This is a genomic window from Roseococcus sp. GW821-FHT12F05 (genome assembly GCF_058806835.1).
Genome location: NZ_JBXAQB010000013.1, coordinates 114,690 through 131,804 on the forward strand (window position 1 = coordinate 114,690; position 17,115 = coordinate 131,804).

At 71.3% G+C, this 17,115-nt stretch carries 16 protein-coding genes; 13 read left to right on the forward strand and 3 right to left on the reverse strand.

Annotated features, from left to right (window positions below):
• Positions 1 to 5: 5 nt before the first annotated feature.
• The 13 genes from AC1ROY_RS25450 (at position 6) to AC1ROY_RS25510 (ending at position 13,617) form a co-directional block, all read left to right on the forward strand.
• Positions 6 to 920, forward strand: a complete 915-nt coding sequence (locus AC1ROY_RS25450; protein ID WP_493151714.1) for a LysR family transcriptional regulator — start codon at positions 6 to 8, stop codon at positions 918 to 920.
• A 108-nt stretch (positions 921 to 1,028) separates the two neighbouring features.
• On the forward strand, positions 1,029 to 1,622 hold the full coding sequence (locus tag AC1ROY_RS25455) for an RNA polymerase sigma factor (protein ID WP_493151715.1): 594 nt from the start codon (positions 1,029 to 1,031) through the stop codon (positions 1,620 to 1,622).
• A 194-nt stretch (positions 1,623 to 1,816) separates the two neighbouring features.
• Positions 1,817 to 2,632 carry an aspartate/glutamate racemase family protein gene (locus tag AC1ROY_RS25460; protein WP_493151716.1) on the forward strand — a complete coding sequence of 272 codons (816 nt, stop codon included), beginning with the start codon at positions 1,817 to 1,819 and terminating at the stop codon, positions 2,630 to 2,632.
• A 20-nt stretch (positions 2,633 to 2,652) separates the two neighbouring features.
• Positions 2,653 to 3,612 (forward strand): Bug family tripartite tricarboxylate transporter substrate binding protein, encoded by a 960-nt coding sequence (locus AC1ROY_RS25465; protein ID WP_493151717.1) that lies wholly within the window; start codon positions 2,653 to 2,655, stop codon positions 3,610 to 3,612.
• Between the two features lie 15 nt (positions 3,613 to 3,627).
• Entirely contained in the window at positions 3,628 to 4,605 is a 978-nt protein-coding gene (locus AC1ROY_RS25470; RefSeq protein WP_493151718.1) for a Bug family tripartite tricarboxylate transporter substrate binding protein, read from the forward strand.
• Between the two features lie 29 nt (positions 4,606 to 4,634).
• Positions 4,635 to 5,216, forward strand: coding sequence for a cysteine hydrolase family protein (locus AC1ROY_RS25475; protein WP_493151719.1), 582 nt, complete (start codon positions 4,635 to 4,637; stop codon positions 5,214 to 5,216).
• Positions 5,217 to 5,412: 196 nt separating this feature from the next.
• Positions 5,413 to 6,927 (forward strand): FAD-dependent tricarballylate dehydrogenase TcuA, encoded by a 1,515-nt coding sequence (tcuA, locus tag AC1ROY_RS25480; RefSeq protein WP_493151720.1) that lies wholly within the window; start codon positions 5,413 to 5,415, stop codon positions 6,925 to 6,927.
• Positions 6,927 to 8,297: an FAD-dependent oxidoreductase gene (locus AC1ROY_RS25485; RefSeq protein WP_493151782.1), complete on the forward strand. Its 1,371-nt coding sequence runs from the start codon at positions 6,927 to 6,929 to the stop codon at positions 8,295 to 8,297. The genes tcuA and AC1ROY_RS25485 overlap by 1 nt, the downstream gene beginning before the upstream one ends.
• A 12-nt stretch (positions 8,298 to 8,309) precedes the next feature.
• Positions 8,310 to 9,110 carry an electron transfer flavoprotein subunit beta/FixA family protein gene (locus AC1ROY_RS25490; protein WP_493151721.1) on the forward strand — a complete coding sequence of 267 codons (801 nt, stop codon included), beginning with the start codon at positions 8,310 to 8,312 and terminating at the stop codon, positions 9,108 to 9,110.
• Positions 9,107 to 10,078, forward strand: a complete 972-nt coding sequence (locus tag AC1ROY_RS25495) for an electron transfer flavoprotein subunit alpha/FixB family protein (RefSeq protein WP_493151722.1) — start codon at positions 9,107 to 9,109, stop codon at positions 10,076 to 10,078. Before AC1ROY_RS25490 ends, AC1ROY_RS25495 begins: the two co-directional genes overlap by 4 nt.
• A 29-nt stretch (positions 10,079 to 10,107) precedes the next feature.
• Positions 10,108 to 11,091 (forward strand): Bug family tripartite tricarboxylate transporter substrate binding protein, encoded by a 984-nt coding sequence (locus AC1ROY_RS25500; protein ID WP_493151723.1) that lies wholly within the window; start codon positions 10,108 to 10,110, stop codon positions 11,089 to 11,091.
• 5 nt (positions 11,092 to 11,096) lie between these two features.
• Positions 11,097 to 12,491, forward strand: a complete 1,395-nt coding sequence (locus AC1ROY_RS25505; protein WP_493151724.1) for an MmgE/PrpD family protein — start codon at positions 11,097 to 11,099, stop codon at positions 12,489 to 12,491.
• Positions 12,492 to 12,636: 145 nt separating this feature from the next.
• Entirely contained in the window at positions 12,637 to 13,617 is a 981-nt protein-coding gene (locus AC1ROY_RS25510) for a Bug family tripartite tricarboxylate transporter substrate binding protein (RefSeq protein ID WP_493151725.1), read from the forward strand.
• 165 nt (positions 13,618 to 13,782) lie between these two features.
• Here AC1ROY_RS25510 and AC1ROY_RS25515 read toward each other — a convergent pair whose 3' ends face one another.
• The 3 genes from AC1ROY_RS25515 to AC1ROY_RS25525 all read right to left on the reverse strand — a co-directional run bounded on the left by AC1ROY_RS25515 (position 13,783) and on the right by AC1ROY_RS25525 (position 16,999).
• Complete coding sequence (locus tag AC1ROY_RS25515; protein WP_493151726.1) at positions 13,783 to 14,700, reverse strand: LysR family transcriptional regulator; 918 nt, start codon at positions 14,698 to 14,700, stop codon at positions 13,783 to 13,785.
• Between the two features lie 86 nt (positions 14,701 to 14,786).
• Entirely contained in the window at positions 14,787 to 15,551 is a 765-nt protein-coding gene (locus AC1ROY_RS25520) for an SDR family oxidoreductase (RefSeq protein ID WP_493151727.1), read from the reverse strand.
• Positions 15,551 to 16,999 (reverse strand): FAD-dependent oxidoreductase, encoded by a 1,449-nt coding sequence (locus tag AC1ROY_RS25525; protein WP_493151728.1) that lies wholly within the window; start codon positions 16,997 to 16,999, stop codon positions 15,551 to 15,553. Before AC1ROY_RS25525 ends, AC1ROY_RS25520 begins: the two co-directional genes overlap by 1 nt.
• Positions 17,000 to 17,115 lie beyond the last annotated feature (116 nt).

A 17,115-nucleotide genomic window follows, 5' to 3' on the forward strand; every position in this document is an offset into this window, starting at 1 on the left:
TTCCGATGGAGATGCACGAGATCCGCTACTTCCTGGCCGTCTGCCAGACGCTCAACTTCACGCGCGCCGCCGAGCACTGCCACGTGACGCAGCCCGCGCTCACCCGCGCCATCCAGAAGATGGAGGACGAGATGGGCGGGCTGCTCTTCGCGCGCGAGCGGGGCAACACGCATCTCACCCCGCTCGGCCGGCTGGTGCAGCCGCATCTCGAGGAGGTGATGGCCCGCGCGATGGAGGCGAAGGACAATGCCTCGCGCTTCCTCCGGCTGGAGAGCGCGCATCTGCGCCTCGGCGTGATGAGCACGATCGGGCCCATGCGCTTCGTGGGCTTCCTCAACCGCTTCCGCATGGACTTCCCGGGCATCGAGCTCTCGCTGAGCGAGGCGACGCCGCGACGGCTGGCGGAACTTCTCCTGTCCGGCGAGATCGACGTCGCGGTCATGGCCCAGCCCGAGGCCTATGAGGAGCGGCTGCGGCCGGATCCGCTCTACAAGGAGCGCTTCGTCCTCGCCTGCCCGATGGGCCATCCCTTCACCGCGCGCGCCTCCATCGTGATCCGCGACATGCACGGGCAGATCTACCTGCAGCGGCAGAACTGCGAGTTCCGCGACGTGCTGCGCGAGCTCTGCGAGGCCGCCGGCGCCGAGATCATCCGCTCCTACCGCAGCGAGAAGGAGGACTGGATCCAGACCATGGTCGCCGCTGGCATGGGCGTGTGCTTCATCCCCGAATACTCCGCCGCCCATCCGGCACTGGCCCTGCGGCCGGTCGAGGATGCGGAGGTCTGGCGCGAGGTGAACCTCGTGACGGTGGCAGGGCGGCGCTGGTCCACCCCGCTTGCGACCTTCGTGCAGGCCATCCGCCGCCATCGCTGGCCGGAGACGGACGCGATGCCGAAGGACGAGCCCGCCGCCTCCTGACACGCCGGGCATCGCACCGATGCCCGAAGGGAATTGGCGGCGGCCCCTCCCGCGGCGGGATAACCCGGCCGTCGCCCGGCCTCCCGCCCGGGCCCAGGAGGGCTTCCCGTGCCGCACCCATCCACCATAGCCGCACTGAAACGAAACGCCGTCTCCTCCGACGGTGCCTGGGAGGACTGGATGGCCGCGGCGATGGCAGGCGACGCCAGCGCCTATGACCGCCTGCTCCGCGCGATGCTGCCGATGCTGCGCGCCATCGCGCGCCGCCGCATCGCCGATGCGGCGGAGGCGGAGGATGCGGTGCAGGACACGCTGCTCACGATCCACAGACTGCGCGCCGCCTACGACCCGCAGCGGCCCATCCGCCCCTGGATCGCCGCGATCTGCGAGCGGCGCTGCATCGACCGCCTGCGGCGCAGCATGCGCCGGCAGCGGCGCGAGGCACGGATCGACGACCTGTCCGAGGCCCATCTCGCGGCCGATGGCGAGGCGGCGGCGCTCGGCGGCATCCTGCGCGACCAGGTGCGCGCCGCGATCCGCGAGCTGCCGCGGGTGCAGCAGGTCGCCGTGACCCTGTCGCGCTTCCAGGAGCTGAGCCTCGCCGAGGCCTCCGCGCAGAGCGGGCTGACGGTCGCGAGCCTCAAGATCGGGATGCATCGCGCAGTCCGGCGCCTCCGGTCGCGGCTGGCCGTCGCCGGCTGAGCGCGCCCACCTTTCAGCCAGACGAAAGACTGTTTTCGCAGCCACGACATCGGCCGTCATTGCCTTGCTGCAGGCGGAAGGGAATGCTCCACGCAGAGGGCGAGGAAACGGCGGGATGACGGCGGCGGAGGGCGCGACAGCTCCGAGGCGCCCGACATGAATGGCCGCATCCGGGCCGATTGAGCGGAGCGACCATGCGAATCTGGCACCACAGCTTCACCGTGCTGCAGAACCTGCCGCCCTATGCGGAGGCGATGAAGGCGCACCTCGCGCGCGTTGCCGCGCCGGGGACGGAGGTGGTGATGCACGGCATGCATCCCGCCACCTACCTGACCGAATATCCCGGCAACGACATCCAGTTCGCCTATTTCCAGACGCTGCACAGCCAGCAGTTCGTGATGGGCGCGATCGCCGCCGAGGAGCAGGGCTTCGACGCCTTCGCCCTGACCACCCTGCCCGAGCCCTCGCTGCAGGAGATCCGCAGCCTGGTGGACATCCCTGTCGTCGGCTACGGCGAGAGCGCGATGCTCGCGGCCTCGATGCTGGGCCAGCGGATCGGCGTGCTGCTCTTCATCCGTGGCATGGGCGGCACGGTGGAGCGCAACGTCGAGCGGATGGGCCTCTCCTCCCGCTTCGTGGGCGCACATGACGTGAGCTTCGGCTTCAACGACGTGCTCACCGCCTATGCCGGCGACCCCGCGCCGCTGGTGGAGCGCTTCCGGGCCGACGCCCGCGCGCTGATCGCCCGAGGCGCGGACGTGATCATTCCCGGCGAGGCGCCGCTCTGCCTGCTGCTGGCCCGCGCCGGCGTGAACGAGGTGGACGGCGTGCCGGTGGTGGATTCCCTCGCGGCCACGATCAAGGCCGCGGAGATGATGGTCGGCCTGCAGCAGGTCACCGGCGTCTCGCCCTGCCGCCGCGGCTACTTCCAGGCCAAGCCGCCCCGCGAGCGCGTGAAGGAGTTGCTGGCCTTCTACGGGCTCGACCAGGTGTCGGACCGCCCGGCCTGAAACGGAGAGGGAGGGCGCGCATGAACAGACGAGGCCTGCTCGCGGCGCTGGCCGCGCTGCCGGGCGCCGCGGCGGCGCAGGAGCACTTTCCGGCGCGCCCGATGCGCATGGTCGTCCCCTTCGCCGCGGGCGGCAGCACCGACATCATGGCGCGGCTCTGCGCCCAGATCCTGAGCGACCGCCTCGGCCAGCCGGTCGTGTCGGACAACATCACCGGCGCCGGCGGGATGATCGGCGCGCAGCGCGTGCTGGACGCGCCGGCCGACGGCCACACGCTGATGGCCGGCACGCCGGGGCCGGTCACCATCAACCCGCATCTCGCGCCGCGCATGCCCTACGACCCGCTGCGCGACTTCGACCCGGTGGCCTTCGTCGGCGACAGCCCGGCCGTGGTGGTGGTGCGGCGCGACAGCCCCATCCGCTCGGTGCGCGATCTGGTGGCGCGGGCGAAGGCCGCGCCGGGGATGACCTTCGCCTCCGCCGGCGTCGGCTCCTTCGCGCATCTCAGCGGCGAGCTCTTCCGGGTGCGCGCCGGGGTGGACATGACCCATGTGCCCTATCGCGGCACCACCCCGGCGGCGACGGACATGATCGCCGGCCATGTCGAGGTGATGTTCGAGAATTATCCCTCCGTGCAGTCCTTCATCACCTCCGGCGACCTGCGGCCACTGGCGATCGGCGCCGCGCGGCGCTCCGCCCTGGTGCCCAGCCTGCCGACGCTGATCGAGGAGGGCGTGCCGGACTACGATTCCACCTCCTGGTTCGGGCTCTTCGTGCGGGCCGGCGCGCCGGCCGCGGCGATCCTCGCCATCAATGCCGCGGTCAACGAGGCGCTGCGCGACCCGGCGATGGCCGCGCGGCTGGCCGGCATGGGCGTCGAGCCCGTGGGCGGCACGCCGGACGCCTTCCGCAGCTACGTCACCCGCCGCTTCGAGGAAACCGGCGCGCTGATCCGCGCCGCCGGCATCACCGCCGGATAGAAGGAGAAAACTCCCATGACCGCCCGCACCACACGCCGCACGGCCCTGCTGGCCGCGACCGGCCTTCCCCTCGCGCCGCGGATCGGCCGCGCGCAGGCCTGGGCGCCGACGCGCACGGTGCGCCTCATCGTCGCCTATCCGCCGGGCGGCGCGACAGACCTCGTGGCACGCTGGGTGGCGCGCGAGCTGACGCCGCGGCTCGGCCAGACCGTCGTGGTGGAGAACCGCCCGGGCGCGAACGGCACCCTCGGCTCCCAGGCGACGCAGCAGGCCGCGCCGGACGGGCACACGCTGATCTTCACCACGGCCGACACGCATTCGGTCAACCCCGTCGTCTACCGCCGGCTGCCCTACCAGCCACAGAGCTTCGTGCCCGTCTCGGCGGTGGCGAAGCTGATCTTTTCCGTCGTCACGCGCCCCGGGCTCGGCGTCACCGACATCCCTGGCTTCGTGGCGCTCGCGAAGCAGCGGGCGGCGACTCCCCTCACCTTCGCGTCCTGGGGCGTGGCCAGCACGTCGCAGGTCATGATGGAGACCTTCAAGTTCCAGACGCAGACCGAGATGCAGCACGTGCCCTTCCAGGGCGCCTCTCCGGCCGTCGCGGCCCTGCTGGCCGATCAGGTGGATTCCATGATGCTGCCGGTCGCTGTCGCGCTCGGTCAGGGCGGGCGGCTGCCCATCCTCGGCGTCGCCACGGCGCAGCGCTTCCCGGCGATCCCGCAGGTGCCGACGCTGACCGAGCAGGGCGTGGCGCTGACGGGCGACCTCTGGCTCTCCATCCTGGCGCCACCCGGCACGCCGGCGGCCATCGCCGACCGCATCGCCGAGGAAACCCAGGCCTTCGTGCGCACGCCGGAGGCGCTGGCCTTCCTCACGCAGAACGGGCTGATCGCCGACATCGCGGACCGGCAGCGCTTCATCGCCTATCTGCAGGAGGAGGACCTGATCTGGCGGGAGCGCGTCGCGCGCCTGAACGTCCGCCTCGACGACTGACCCTTTCGCCAACCAAGCAAGGAGCTTGCATGCGCTCGATCTACCTGGTGCTCGATATGGAAAACGACCTGGTCGCGGAGACGGGACCCAACGGGAAAGGGCCGCTGGGGCAGCAGGTGCAGGGCCGCGGCATCATTGGCAAGACGAAGAATGCCATCGCCAAGGCGCGCACGGCGGGCCTGCCCATCGGCTATGTCCGCGTGGGCTTCTCGCCCGACTACCGCGAGGCGCCGGATACCTCGGCCATCTTCAACGGCGCGAAGCAGCACGGCCTGTTCAAGCTCGGGACCTGGGGCACCGAGGTGCATGAGGCGCTGGCACCGCAGCCGGGCGACTTCGACATCGTGAAGCATCGCGTCAGCCCCTTCTATGGCACCAACCTGGAGCCCATCCTGCGGGCGCACCGCATCGAGCGCATCTTCTGCTCCGGCGTCTCCACCGTGGCCGTCGTGCAGGGCACCGTCCGCGACGCGCATGACCGCGACTACGTGGTCACCGTGCTCGAGGATTGCTGCGCCTGCCCCACTGCCGAGGATCACGAGGCTGCGATCCGCACGCTGCAGCGCTTCGCCACCTTCACCGCCTCCGAGGCGGTCGACTTCGCTGCCTGAATTTCCCCTCTCCTTATAATCACCTGTGACGCCTCGAATCCCGCCGGGTTCGAGGCGTTTTCATGAGTCCATGCCGCACTGCGTCATGCGCCGGCGCGAATGGAGTTTTCACGGATGGCGTGCCTGTCGTTGCTGGTTCCGGCTGTCCCGCGCCGGTAACCTCCGCATCAAGGAATCAACGTCACAAGGTACGCCAATGATTGGGGAGGAGGCCCTCGGGGCCATCGACGTCATCGTGGTCGGCGCCGGCAATGCGGCCATGTGCGCCGCCCTGTCGGCGCAGGAAGCCGGCGCGCGGGTGCTCGTGCTGGAGCGCGCGCCGGAAGGCGACCGCGGCGGCAACAGCGCGCATAGCGGCGGCGCCTTCCGCACCGTCTATGACGGGGTGGAGGATCTGAAGCGCATCGTGCCGGACCTCACGGAATCCGAGATCGCCATGACCGATTTCGGCACCTATACGCGCGACACCTTCTTCGACGACTGCATGCGCCTCTCGAACTGGCGCGCCAATGCCGACCTGATCCAGGTGCTGGTGGACCAGAGCCTGCCGACCATGGCCTGGATGCGCGAGAAGGGCGTGCGCTTCGTGCCCATCTACGGACGCCAGGCCTTCAAGGTGGAGGGCAGGTTCAAGTTCTGGGGCGGGCTGACCGTGGAGGCCGTGGGCGGTGGCCGCGGGCTGATGGACATGCTCTTCGCCTCCGCGGAGAAGCGCGGCGTCCGCGTGCTCTACGGCGCCCGCGCCGTGCGGCTCGTGGAAGAAGCGGACCGCATCACCGGCGTCGAGATCATCCAGGACGGCCGGCGCCGGATCCTGCACGCCAGGGCGATCGTGCTCGGCGCCGGCGGTTTTCACGCGAACGCCGAATGGCGCGCGCGCTACCTCGGCCCCGACTGGGACCTCGCCAAGCCGCGCGGCACGCGATTCAACACCGGCGACGGCATCGCCATGGCGCGCGAGGCCGGGGCGCTCTCCTACGGACATTGGTCCGGCTGCCATTCCGTCGCCTATGACCGCTGCGCCCCGGAATTCGGCGAGCTTGGCCTCGTCGGGCAGCAGAAGAACGGCTTCCCCATGGGCATCATGGTGAACCTGCGCGGCGAGCGCTTCTTCAACGAGGGCGCCGACTTCCGCAACTACATCTACGCCACGCTCGGCAAGGCGGTGCTGCGGCAGCCCTCCGGCCTCGCCTGGCAGATCTTCGACCAGCACGCCGCGCACCTGCTTTCGGACGAGTACCGCATCCGCCAGATCACCAAGGTCCAGGCCGACACCGTCGAGGAACTGGCCGAGAAGATGGGCGACGTGGACCGCGAGGGCTTCTTCCGCACGGTGCGCGAGTGGAATGCCGCGGTGCGACAGGACGTGCCCTTCAACCCCAACATCCGCGACGGCCGCGGCACGGTCGGGCTGGAGGTGCCGAAGACCAACTGGGCCAATCCGCTCGACAAGCCGCCCTTCATCGCGATCGGCATCACCTGCGGCGTCACCTGCACCTATGGCGGCATCCGCGTGGACGAGACGGCGCATGTGGTCAGCGAGGACGGGCCTGTGATTCCCGGCCTCTTCGCGACCGGCGAGATGGTCGGCGGGCTCTACTACACAGGCTATCCCGGTGGGGCAGGGCTGATGTCGGGCTCGGTCTTCGGCCGGCTCGCGGGCGCGGGTGCCGCCGCCTACGCGCAGCAACCCGCGCGGAAGGTGGCGTGATGGAGCGTGTGCAGACGGACCTCGTGGTCGTCGGCGGCGGAGCCGCCGGCTTCGCCACGGCGCTGGAGGCCGCCGGGCGCGGCGCCGAGGTGCTGCTGCTGGAGAAGCTGGCCGAGACCGGCGGCTCCTCCGCGATGAGCGGCGGCTGCCTCGCCTTCGCCGGCACCGACATGCAGCAGGCGCAGGGCATCGAGGACAGCGCGGAGCTGCTGGCCAGCGACCTCGTCGAGCTCGGCGGCGGCACGGCCGATGAAGCGCTGATCGGCGTCTATGCCGCGCATCAGCTGGAGACCTATGACTGGCTGAAGGCGCTGGGCCAGGCCTTCAGCCCGGTGCTGGAGGCTTCCTCCGGTCAGTCCGTGCCGCGCGTGCACACGGTGGACCCGGCCGACATGGTGCGGCTGCTCGCGGCGCGCAGCCGCGCGACCGGGCGCGTGACAGTGCGAATGGAGACGGCTGCGACGCGGCTGCAGCGCGATCCCGCTGATGGCCGCGTCACCGGCCTGCTCGCGGAGGGGCCGGAGGGCAGCCTCGCCATCGAAGCGCGCCGTGGCGTGGTGCTCGCCGCCGGCGGCTTCAGCCGCAACCCGGAGCTGGTCTGCCAGTTCGCGCCGGGTTGCGAGCACGCCGTCTTCCTTGGGGGCCTGGGCAACCAGGGCGACGGGCTGCGCATGGCCTGGGCGCTGGGCGCCGACGTCAGGGACATGGGCCAGATCAAGGGCACCTTCGGCAAGCACCCAACCGACGAGCAGAACGACCATAGCTGCCTCTGCGTCTACAAAGGCGCGATCGCGGTGAACCAGGACGGCCGCCGCTTCGTGGACGAATCCCTGTCCTACAAGCTGCTCGGCGCGGCCTGCCTGCGGCAGCCCTATGGCGCGACCTTCCAGATCCTCGACGAGCCGATCCTGCGCAGCGGCGACAACGACGTGCGCATCCTCGACTTCGAGCGGCGGCTGGAAGAAGGGCTGTTCATCGAGGCCCCGACGCTGGAGGAGCTGGCGCGGCAGATCGAGGTGCCCGAGGACGCGCTGCTCAAGACCGTCGCCGACTACAACGGCTTCGTGGATGCCGGCGAGGACCCGGAATTCGGCCGCCGGCACCTGGTGCACAACCACGGCGTGCTGCAGCGGATCGAGACGGGGCCATTCTACGCCTATCCCTCCACCGCCGCCGTCTACGGCACCTATTGCGGGCTGCGCATCGATCCCGGGATGCACGTGCTGGACGTCTTCGGCGAGCGCATCGAGGGGCTTTTCGCCGCCGGCGAGGTGGTGGGCGGCTTTCATGGCGCCGCCTACATGACCGGCTCTGCGCTGGGCAAGGCGCTGATCTTCGGCCGCCTCGCGGCGCGCAGCGCGCTCGGCTGAGGGGGCGCCGTCATGCAGGTTGTCGTGCTGTTGGCGGGCGTGGTGGATCCGAAGTGGCGGCTGGCCGGGCTCGGTCTCCGCGCGAGCACGGAGCTCGCCGAGGAGAGCGGCCTGCCGCGCCGGCTGAGCCCCTTCGATGAGGCCGCGCTGGAGACTGCGCTGAAGCTGCGCGACACTGATCCCGCGGTGCGCGTGACGGCCGTGCTGCCCGGCGATGCGGCGGGCGATGCATTGCTGCGCGCGGTCATGGCCTTCCGGCCACACCGTGCCTTTCGCCTCGATACTTCCGCGGTGCCGCTGTGGGACCCGAGCGTCGCGACGCAGGTTTTGGCCGCAGGCGTGGACCTCGCGACGGAGGCCCCGGATCTCGTGCTAATGGGCCGTGAGTTCGGCGATGCCGATGACGGCGTCCTGCCGCCCCTGCTGGCGGAGACGCGCGGCTGGACCTTCTGGGGGCAGGCGCATGGGGTCACGCTCGCAGAGGGCGGCTTCCGCGCGCAGCGCATGCGCGGGCAGCGCGAGGAGTCCGTGCTCCTCCCCTCGCCCGCGCTGGTCAGCCTCACCAACGACCGCGGCAACCGGCTGCGCCATCCGCTGATGAAGAACGTCGTGCTCGCCAAGCGCGAGCCGGTCGAGGTGCCGGCGGTGTCCGCTCCGGACCTGCCGCGCCGATTGCACGCTGTATCGCTCACCGTGGTGCCGCCGCCGCAGCGCGGAGCGGGCGCCTGCCGCCTGCTGAGCGGCCCGCTGGAGGCGCAGGTGGGCGAATTCGCCGACTATCTGCACGCCTGGCGCGACGGAGCCGTGCGATGATCCGCCGCATCCTGGCCCTGGTGCCCCTGGGCGATCCGGCGCTCTCCGATCCCTTCGCCGCCGTGGCCGCCGCCGCGGACCTCGCCGTGCGCCACGGCATGCAGGCCGGCGCCCTCCTGCTCGGCCGTCCGGAGCACATGGATGCTGCGCAGGCCGCACGCGAGGGCGCCGCGGAGATCCGGTTGGTCACGCATCCCGGCCTGAGCGATCCGCCGCTGGTGGAGGAGCAACTGGCGCTCCTCGCCCATCTTCCTGCGGAGGAGCCCGGGCCGCTGCTGCTGGTCCTTCCGGCCGGCGCGATCGGCGAGGAGCTGGCGGCGCGGCTGGCCCCGCGACTGAACGCCGTGCCGCTCGGCCGCTGCGGCGCCATCGCTCTCGACGGCGCGACCCTCACCGCGCATCGCCCGACCCATGGCGGCCGCGCCGAGCTGGCGCTGACGACCGAGGCGCAGCGCTGCCTCGCCGCGCTGCGCCGCCCCGCCACCGCTCCGGCACCGGTGGCCGATGCCGCCGTCACGCATCTCGCGCTCGGCATCGCCCTGCCCACGGATGCGCCTCGCCCCGTGATCGAGCCGGCCCCGCCCGATCGCCCGAAGCGCGTGGACGGGACCCGGCTGGTGGTCTCGGGCGGGCGCGGCATGACCGGGCCGGAGGGATTCTCCCAGCTCCGCGAGCTCGCCGCGCTGCTCGATGCCGCCGCGGGCGCGAGCCTTCCCGCCGTGGATGCCGGCTGGGCCAGCGTCGCGCAGCAGGTCGGGCAGTCCGGCGCCTTCGTCGCGCCGGACCTCTACCTCGCCGTCGGCATCTCCGGCACGCCGCAGCACCTCGCCGGCATCGCGCTGCGCAGCCGCATCGCCGCCATCAATTCCGATCCGGAGGCCGACATCTTCCGTGTCGCCGAGATCGGCCTCGTCGCACCCTGGCAGGAGGTCCTGCCACGGCTGATCGAGAGAATCCGCGCCGGCTGAATCCACAAGAACAAACACGGAGGACAAGAATGCCGCAGATCACCCCGACACGCCGGCTCCTGCTCGGCGCCACCGCCGCCCTGGCTCTTCCCGCGTTGCCCGCCCGGGCTCAGGCCTATCCCAACAAGCCCGTGCGCATCGTCATCGGCTTTCCTCCCGGCGGCTCCAACGACGTTGCCGCCCGCATCCTGCAGCCGAACCTGCAGGAGAGCCTGGGCCAGCCCATCGTCATCGAGAACCGGCCCGGCGCCAACGCCACCCTCGCCGCTGATTACGTCAGCAAGTCGACGCCGGACGGCTATACGCTCTACCTCGCGAGCTCGAGCCCGCTGGTGATCGCACCGCACACCAGCCGCAACATCTCCTACAACTCCGGCACGGATTTCGCCGCCATCGCGACCGTTGCCGCCACGCCCTCGGTGCTGGCCGTGGGGCCAGGCAGCCGGGCCCACACGTTGCAGGAATTCCTGACAGAGGCGCGCGGCGGTCCCGTGAACATCGCCTCCTCCGGCGCGGGCGGGCTTGCGCATCTCGCCATCGAGATCCTGCGCCGCGAGGTCAGCTCGAACATCACCCACGTGCCCTATCGCGGCGGCGGCCCCGCCGCGACGGACACCATGGCCGGCAACGTGCAGGGCGTGATCGTGGATCTCGCCGCGGTCTATGGCCTGATCCGCGACGGCAAGCTGCGCGCGCTGGCGGTGATGTCCGACACGCGCACCTCGCTGCTGCCGGACGTGCCCACCTTCACCGAGGCCGGCGTGCCCGGCGTCGTCGCGGTGAACTGGGTCATGGTGCTCGCGCCGCCGCAGACGCCTGGGCCCATCCTGAACCGGCTGCATGCGGCACTGACCGAGACGGCCTCCGCGGTGCCGGTGAAGGAGCGCTTTGCCGCGCAGGGGCTGGAGAGCATGACGCTCGCCTCGCCCGCCGCGACGCAGGCTTTTCTCCGCTCGGAATGGGACAGGTGGGGCGCCGTCGCGCGCGCCACCGGCGCCCGGGCGGACGAGTAGCCGCCATGTCGTCCATGACCGTCGAGGCGCCGCGCGCATCCCTCGCCGCCTCGCTGAGCCGCGAGCTGGCACGCTTGGTGCTGGACCGCCATAAGCGTGGCCTTCCCGCCGACGTGCTGGCGCGGGCGCAGTTGCACGTGCTCGACAGTCTAGGCATCGCCCTGGCCGCGCGGCCCGTACTGCCGATCTGCGACCAGGTCATCGCGGCCATGTCCTTCGGCACCACCGGCGGCGCGAGCACCGTGATCGGCGGAACAGAGCGCCTCCCGCCCGCTGCCGCGGCCTTCGCGAATTCCGCCCTCGCCCACGCGCTGGACTATGACGACATCCACGACAACGCTCGCCTGCATCCGACCACGGTCACGCTGCATGCGGCGCTCGCGGTCGCCGAGCCCGCAGGCGCCGACATGCCGCGCGTGCTCTCCGCCATGGCCCTCGGCAACGAGGTGATGTGCCGCCTCGGCGAGGCCTGCGCGCCGAGCGGCGGCGGGCCGGGCTCCGACTGGTTCCTCACCCAGGTCTTCGGCTATCTCGGCGGCGCCGTCGCGGCCGGGATCGTGCTTGGGCTGGACGAGGACCGGCTCGTCTCGGCCCTCGGCCTCGCCTACATGCAACTCGCCGGCGGGAAGGAGGCGGGCTTCGGCGTGGGCTCCACGGCGCGCTCGATCTACCCGGCCTTCGCTTCCATGGGCGGCGTCCAGGCGGCGCTGCTGGCGCAGGCCGGCGTGACCGGGCCGGAGACGGCGCTGGACGGCGCGGCGGGGATGTTCCGCATCTACCTCGGCGGCGCGCCCAGTGACGCGCTGCGGGCCCGCCTGCTGGAGGCGCCCGGCTGGATCTGGCTCGCCACCGAGGTGAAGCCCTGGCCGAGCTGCCGCCTCTCCCATCCCTATGTCGCCGCCGCGCTCGCGCTGCGCGAGCGACTGGGCGGCGCACCGAAGGAGGGACGCATCACCGTCGCGGTCAATGCCTCGGCCGCCAAGCTCTGCCATCCGATCGAGGGGCGGCGCGTGCCGGAGACGCTGCAGGACGCCAAGTACAGCATCCCCTTCATGACCGCCTTCACCCTTGCCCATGGCCACGTGGACCTGGAGACGCTCGGCCCGCAGATCACACGAGACGCCGCTGCCCTGGCGCTGGCGCAGCGCATCGACATCGTCGAGACCATGCCGGACAAGCCCGGACACCCGCCGGCGGAGATCACGGCCGAAGGCGTGACCGTACGCCGCACGGCCGCGCCGGTGCTCGACGTGGCCGGCGTGCGCGCGAAGTTCGAGGGCTGCCTGCGCCACGCCGGCCATGGCGCGGCGGCGGCGGTGCTGTGGGACCGGCTCCTGCGGACGTTGACGCAAGGCACGGCGGAAGACCTGCTGGCGATGCTGCCGCGGACCGCGAATTGAGGGGCGTTGCCCTCTCTTAGTCTGCCCTTCGCCCCAAGCCTGGCGGAAAGCGCAAGGGCCTGCGCCTTCCTTGACCGACAGGACTGCTGACCAAGACGGAAAGCTGCTAATCACGGCGGAAACAAGCAATAGGAGGTCCGCCCACATGCATCGCCCGACTCGCCGCCGTACCCTGCTGGCCACGCTGGCCGTCGCGCCGCTGCCCGCCCCGGCCCTGGCCCAGGCCGGCTTTCCGGCGCGGCCGGTGCGCATCATCGTGCCCTATGCCCCCGGCGGCGCCAGCGACATCGTCGGCCGGCTGGTGGCGCAGCACGCCACCCGGGAAACCGGCCAGAGCTTCATCGTCGAGAACCGCGCCGGCGGCGCCACGGTGCCCGGCACGCAGGCGGTGGCGATCGCGCCGCCCGACGGCTACACCATCAGCACCGTTGACAACGCGCTGTCGGTGAATCCGACCGTGCTGCGCGGCCAGCTGCCATTCGACACCGAAAAGGACCTGGCGCCGCTCGGCGTGCTGGTGCAGGCGCCGGCGGTGCTGGTGAAGCACCCAGGGGCACCGGCGGAAAGCGTCGCCGACGTCCTGGCGCAGGCGCGGCAGCAGCCGGGCGCGGTCAGTCTCGCGCATGCCGGCATCGGCAGCCCGACCCATCTGGCGGTGGTGCAGTTCCGGGTGGCGAGCGGCCTGGAGATGACGCCGGTCGGCTATCGCGGCGGCGGACCACAGATCGCCGCGCTGGTGGGCGGCGAGGTCCAGTATGGCTTCATTTCCGTGCCGTCCTCGCTGACGCAGCTGCAGGCCGGGCGGGTGAAGGCGCTGGCCATCACCTCGCCAGCGCGCAGCGCGCTGCTGCCGGAGGTGCCCACCTTCCGCGAGGCTGGCCTGCCGGCGGTGGACCAGGTGGGCTGGTGGGGCATGGTGGCGCCGGCGGGCGTGCCGGAGGCCGTGCTGGACCGGCTGCACGCGCTGCTGGTGGCCGGCGTGCATGCGCCGGCGGTGGCAGAGCGGCTGCGTGCGCTGAACTATGAGCTGGTCGGCGGCAGCCGGGCCGATTTCGCGTCGCTGATCCGTCGGGAGATCGCCCGCTGGGCCGACATGGGCGCGCGCGGGGCATTGCAGGCGGAGTGACGATGGCGAGGCTCGCGGCCGAAAAGGCCGCCAGGCATCACCGTGGAGGGCCACTTGGCTGGGAGGGCCCGGCATGGCTTAGCGCGATCTGCCTGAGGGCGTCGCAAATGTCACCACGTCGTCCATGTGTCGGTGAAGGAAAGAACGAGGGCAGAGTCCCTCGCATTATCTTCCCCGGATCGGCACCGGCGCGCTGTCTCCCTTCATGCCGAAATGCGACGCCAGGAAATCCACCAGCGCGCGCACCTTCGGCGGCGTGAAGCGCGTGTGGCGGTACACCGCATAGAAGGTCTGCTGGTCGGTCTCCCAGTCGGGCAGCAGGCGCACCAGCTCCCCCCTTCGGCAGGCGCCCTCGGCAAGCACGTCCAGCACGTAGATCAGCCCGGCGCCGTGCGAGGCCGCCTGCAACAGCGCATCCGTGCTGTTGAAGAAGAGGTTGCCGTCGGGCCGGACCTCATGGCGCTCCTCGCCGCGCGAAAAGTGCCAGATGCGCAGGTCGCCGCTGGGCGAGCCCGAGAAGCCGAGGCATTGCCGGGGCACGATCTCGGCGGGCGAGGCCGGCTCGCCATTCCTCTGGAGATAACCCGGCGCGGCGTAGAGGCCGTAGCAGGCGCGGTAGATGAGCCGCGCGACGAGGTCGCCCGATTCCACGCCTTCCATGCGGATCGCGACATCCACGCCGCGCTTGATGAGGTCGCCCACCTCGTTGCTCAGCGTCGTTGCCACGCGCAGCTCCGGATGCAGCGCGCCGAACTTTGCCAGCGCGGGACCCAGCACCAGATGCCCGACGGCGATCGGCGTCTCCAGCCGCACGACGCCGCCCTCGCCGCCGCTCATTTCGGAATCCGCCTCACCGATCTGCTCCAGGATGGAGCGGCAGCGCTCGTAGTAGCGCGCGCCCTCCTCGGTCAGCCGGATGTAGCGGCTCGATCGCTGGAGCAGCGTAACGCCGAGATGTGCCTCCAGCCGGCGCGTGAGCGCGGTGACCGAGGCATTGGCGATGCCGAGCTGCGCCGCGGCGCCCGACATGCTGCCGGTGTCGACCGTGCGCACGAAGGCCTCCATGGCCAGGAGCCGGTCCATTCCTTCCTTCCTCCCGCGCCCCATTCAGCCGTGAGGCGGCGCCGGGCAGCTTCCGCCGATGCGGCGGGCCGGGCAAGGCGGCGCCTTCAATCGGCCCACATGCCACCGTTCACGTCGAGAATCTCGCCGGTGATGAAGCCGGAGGTTTCGCCCGCGAGGAACAGCACCGCTTCGGCCACCTCCTCGGCGCGGCCCATGCGGCCGACCGGAATCAGCGCCGCGAGCGTCGCCGGGAAGGAGGTCGTCATGGCCGTGGCGATAGGGCCAGGCGCCACGGCGTTCACGGTGATGCCGTCCGCCGCCAGCTCGCGCGCGAGGAAGAAGGTCATCGCGTGCACGCCGGCCTTGGAAGCGCCATAGGCCACGTTGCTGGCCCGCGCCTGCTCTCCGGGATCGATCCAGGGCCGCGGATTGCCGCCGTTCTTGCCGATGATGGAGCCGAGATTGACGATCCGCCCGTAGCGCTGCGCGCGCATGGCCGGGATCACCGCCTGGCAGGCGAGAAAACTGCCCTTGAGGTTGATGCCGAGGACGCGGTCCCACTCCGCCTCGTCCAGCGTCGCCGCCGGTCCCATCGAGACGATGCCCGCGACGTTCACCAGGATGTCCAGCCGCCCGAAGGCAGCGAGTGTGGCCGCCACCGCCGCGTCGATCTCGGCGCGGCGCGTCACGTCCAGCGCGGCCTCGATCGCCCTTCCGCCCAGCGCCGCCACCTCGCCCGCGATGGCGCTCGTCCCGGCCCGATCAGCCAGGCAGAGCGCCGCGCCTTCCTGCGCGAAGGCCTTGGCCACCGCGCCGCCGATCGCGCCGGCAGCGCCCGTGACGAGCGCGACCCGGTCCCGCAGCCGCATCAGAAGTTCCGGCGCTGCGCCGCGTCCTCGCCGGCGAGGCGCCCGAAGACCATCCCCTTCAGCACCGAGGTCGCGCCGGTGTAGGTGGCGTAGTACATGCCGATGATCTCGCCCGCGGCGTAGAGGCCTGGGATCGGCCGGCCGTCGCCGTCCACCACGCGCGCGGAGGCGTCCACCTGCAGGCCGCCGAAGGTGAAGACGTTCGCCGACATGATCGGGTAGGCGTGGTAGGGCCCCTCGTCGAGCGGCGTGGCCCAGTTGGATTTTCCGGGCGTCAGGCCCTGCGTCGCCAGCCCGTCCAGCTCCAGCGGCTTCCATTCGCCTGACACACAGGCGGCGTTGTATTCGGCGACCGTGGCCTGCAGCGCCTCGGCCGGCAGGTCAAGCGCCGCGGCGATATCAGCGACGGAATCCGCCACGATGGGCGGCTTGTCCGTGCGGATGCCCAGCCGATAATTCGGGATGCGCATATGCCGCGCGTCGAGGATCACCCAGGCGATGCCGTCGCGCTGCTCGTAGATGCGCCGCGTCACGCGCTCGTAATGGGCGTCCACCGTGCCGGGCGCCTCGTCGGTGAAGCGGCGGCCGTCCTTGTTCACGAGGATGCCGTAGGGAAAGATGAAGACGGACGGCTCGGAGACGCCGGAGCGCGGATCGACCGGCTCCGCATGGAAGCTGCCGAACTCCCCGGCGCCCGAGGCACCGATGTCCAGCGCCATGCGGATGCCCTCGCCGCGGTTGAAGTAGCCGCCCTTGCAGATGGGGCGCAGATGCACGGCGCGGGGGCCGACATAGCGCGTCATCATCTCCAGATTGCCCTCGAAGCCGCCGCAGGCGAGCACCACCTGCCCCGCAAGGCGCACCTGCCCTTCCTTGTCACGCGCGACCAGCGCGCAGACGCGGCCGTCGCCGTCCTGCTCCAGCCGGAGCGCCGTCGTCTCGTAGCGGAAGGCGACGCCGAGGGCCTCGGCCCGGGCGGCCAGTGCCTCCACCAGCGCCAGCCCGCCGCCCACCGGCAGCAGCCGCGGCTGCGATTTGGTGAGGAACTGCGTGGGCAGGAAGTCGAAGCGGACCCCAAAACCCTTCATCCAGGCGATGGTCGGCCCCGCGCGGTCGGCGAAGGTCCCCACCACGTCCGGGTCCACCACGCCCAGGGCGCGGGCATAGGCCGCGCGGTCGGCGGGCGGGCGGGCGAGCTCCTGGATCAGATCGGGGTCGATCGCGCCACTGCCGTTGGTCGCGAGGTGGGTCTCGAAATCGTCGGTGACCTCGTCATGGCTCTTCATGCGGAGATAGGCCTCGGTGTAGCGGCTCTGCCCACCCCGTTCCTCTCGCGGCGCGCGCTCCAGCACCACCACCTTTGCGCCGGCCTCGGCGGCGGCCACGGCAGCCGAAAGCCCCGCCACGCCGGATCCGGCGACGACCACGTCAAAGCGTTCTTCCCGCATGTTGTGCAGCTCCATTTCCGCCCTGCGGAACTATGGAGCGCCGGCCCTGCCATGTCCCGGCCCTGGCCGCGAAGACAGTTTTCGCGTTCCTCGAAGGGTGCTTGCCGCACCCCGCG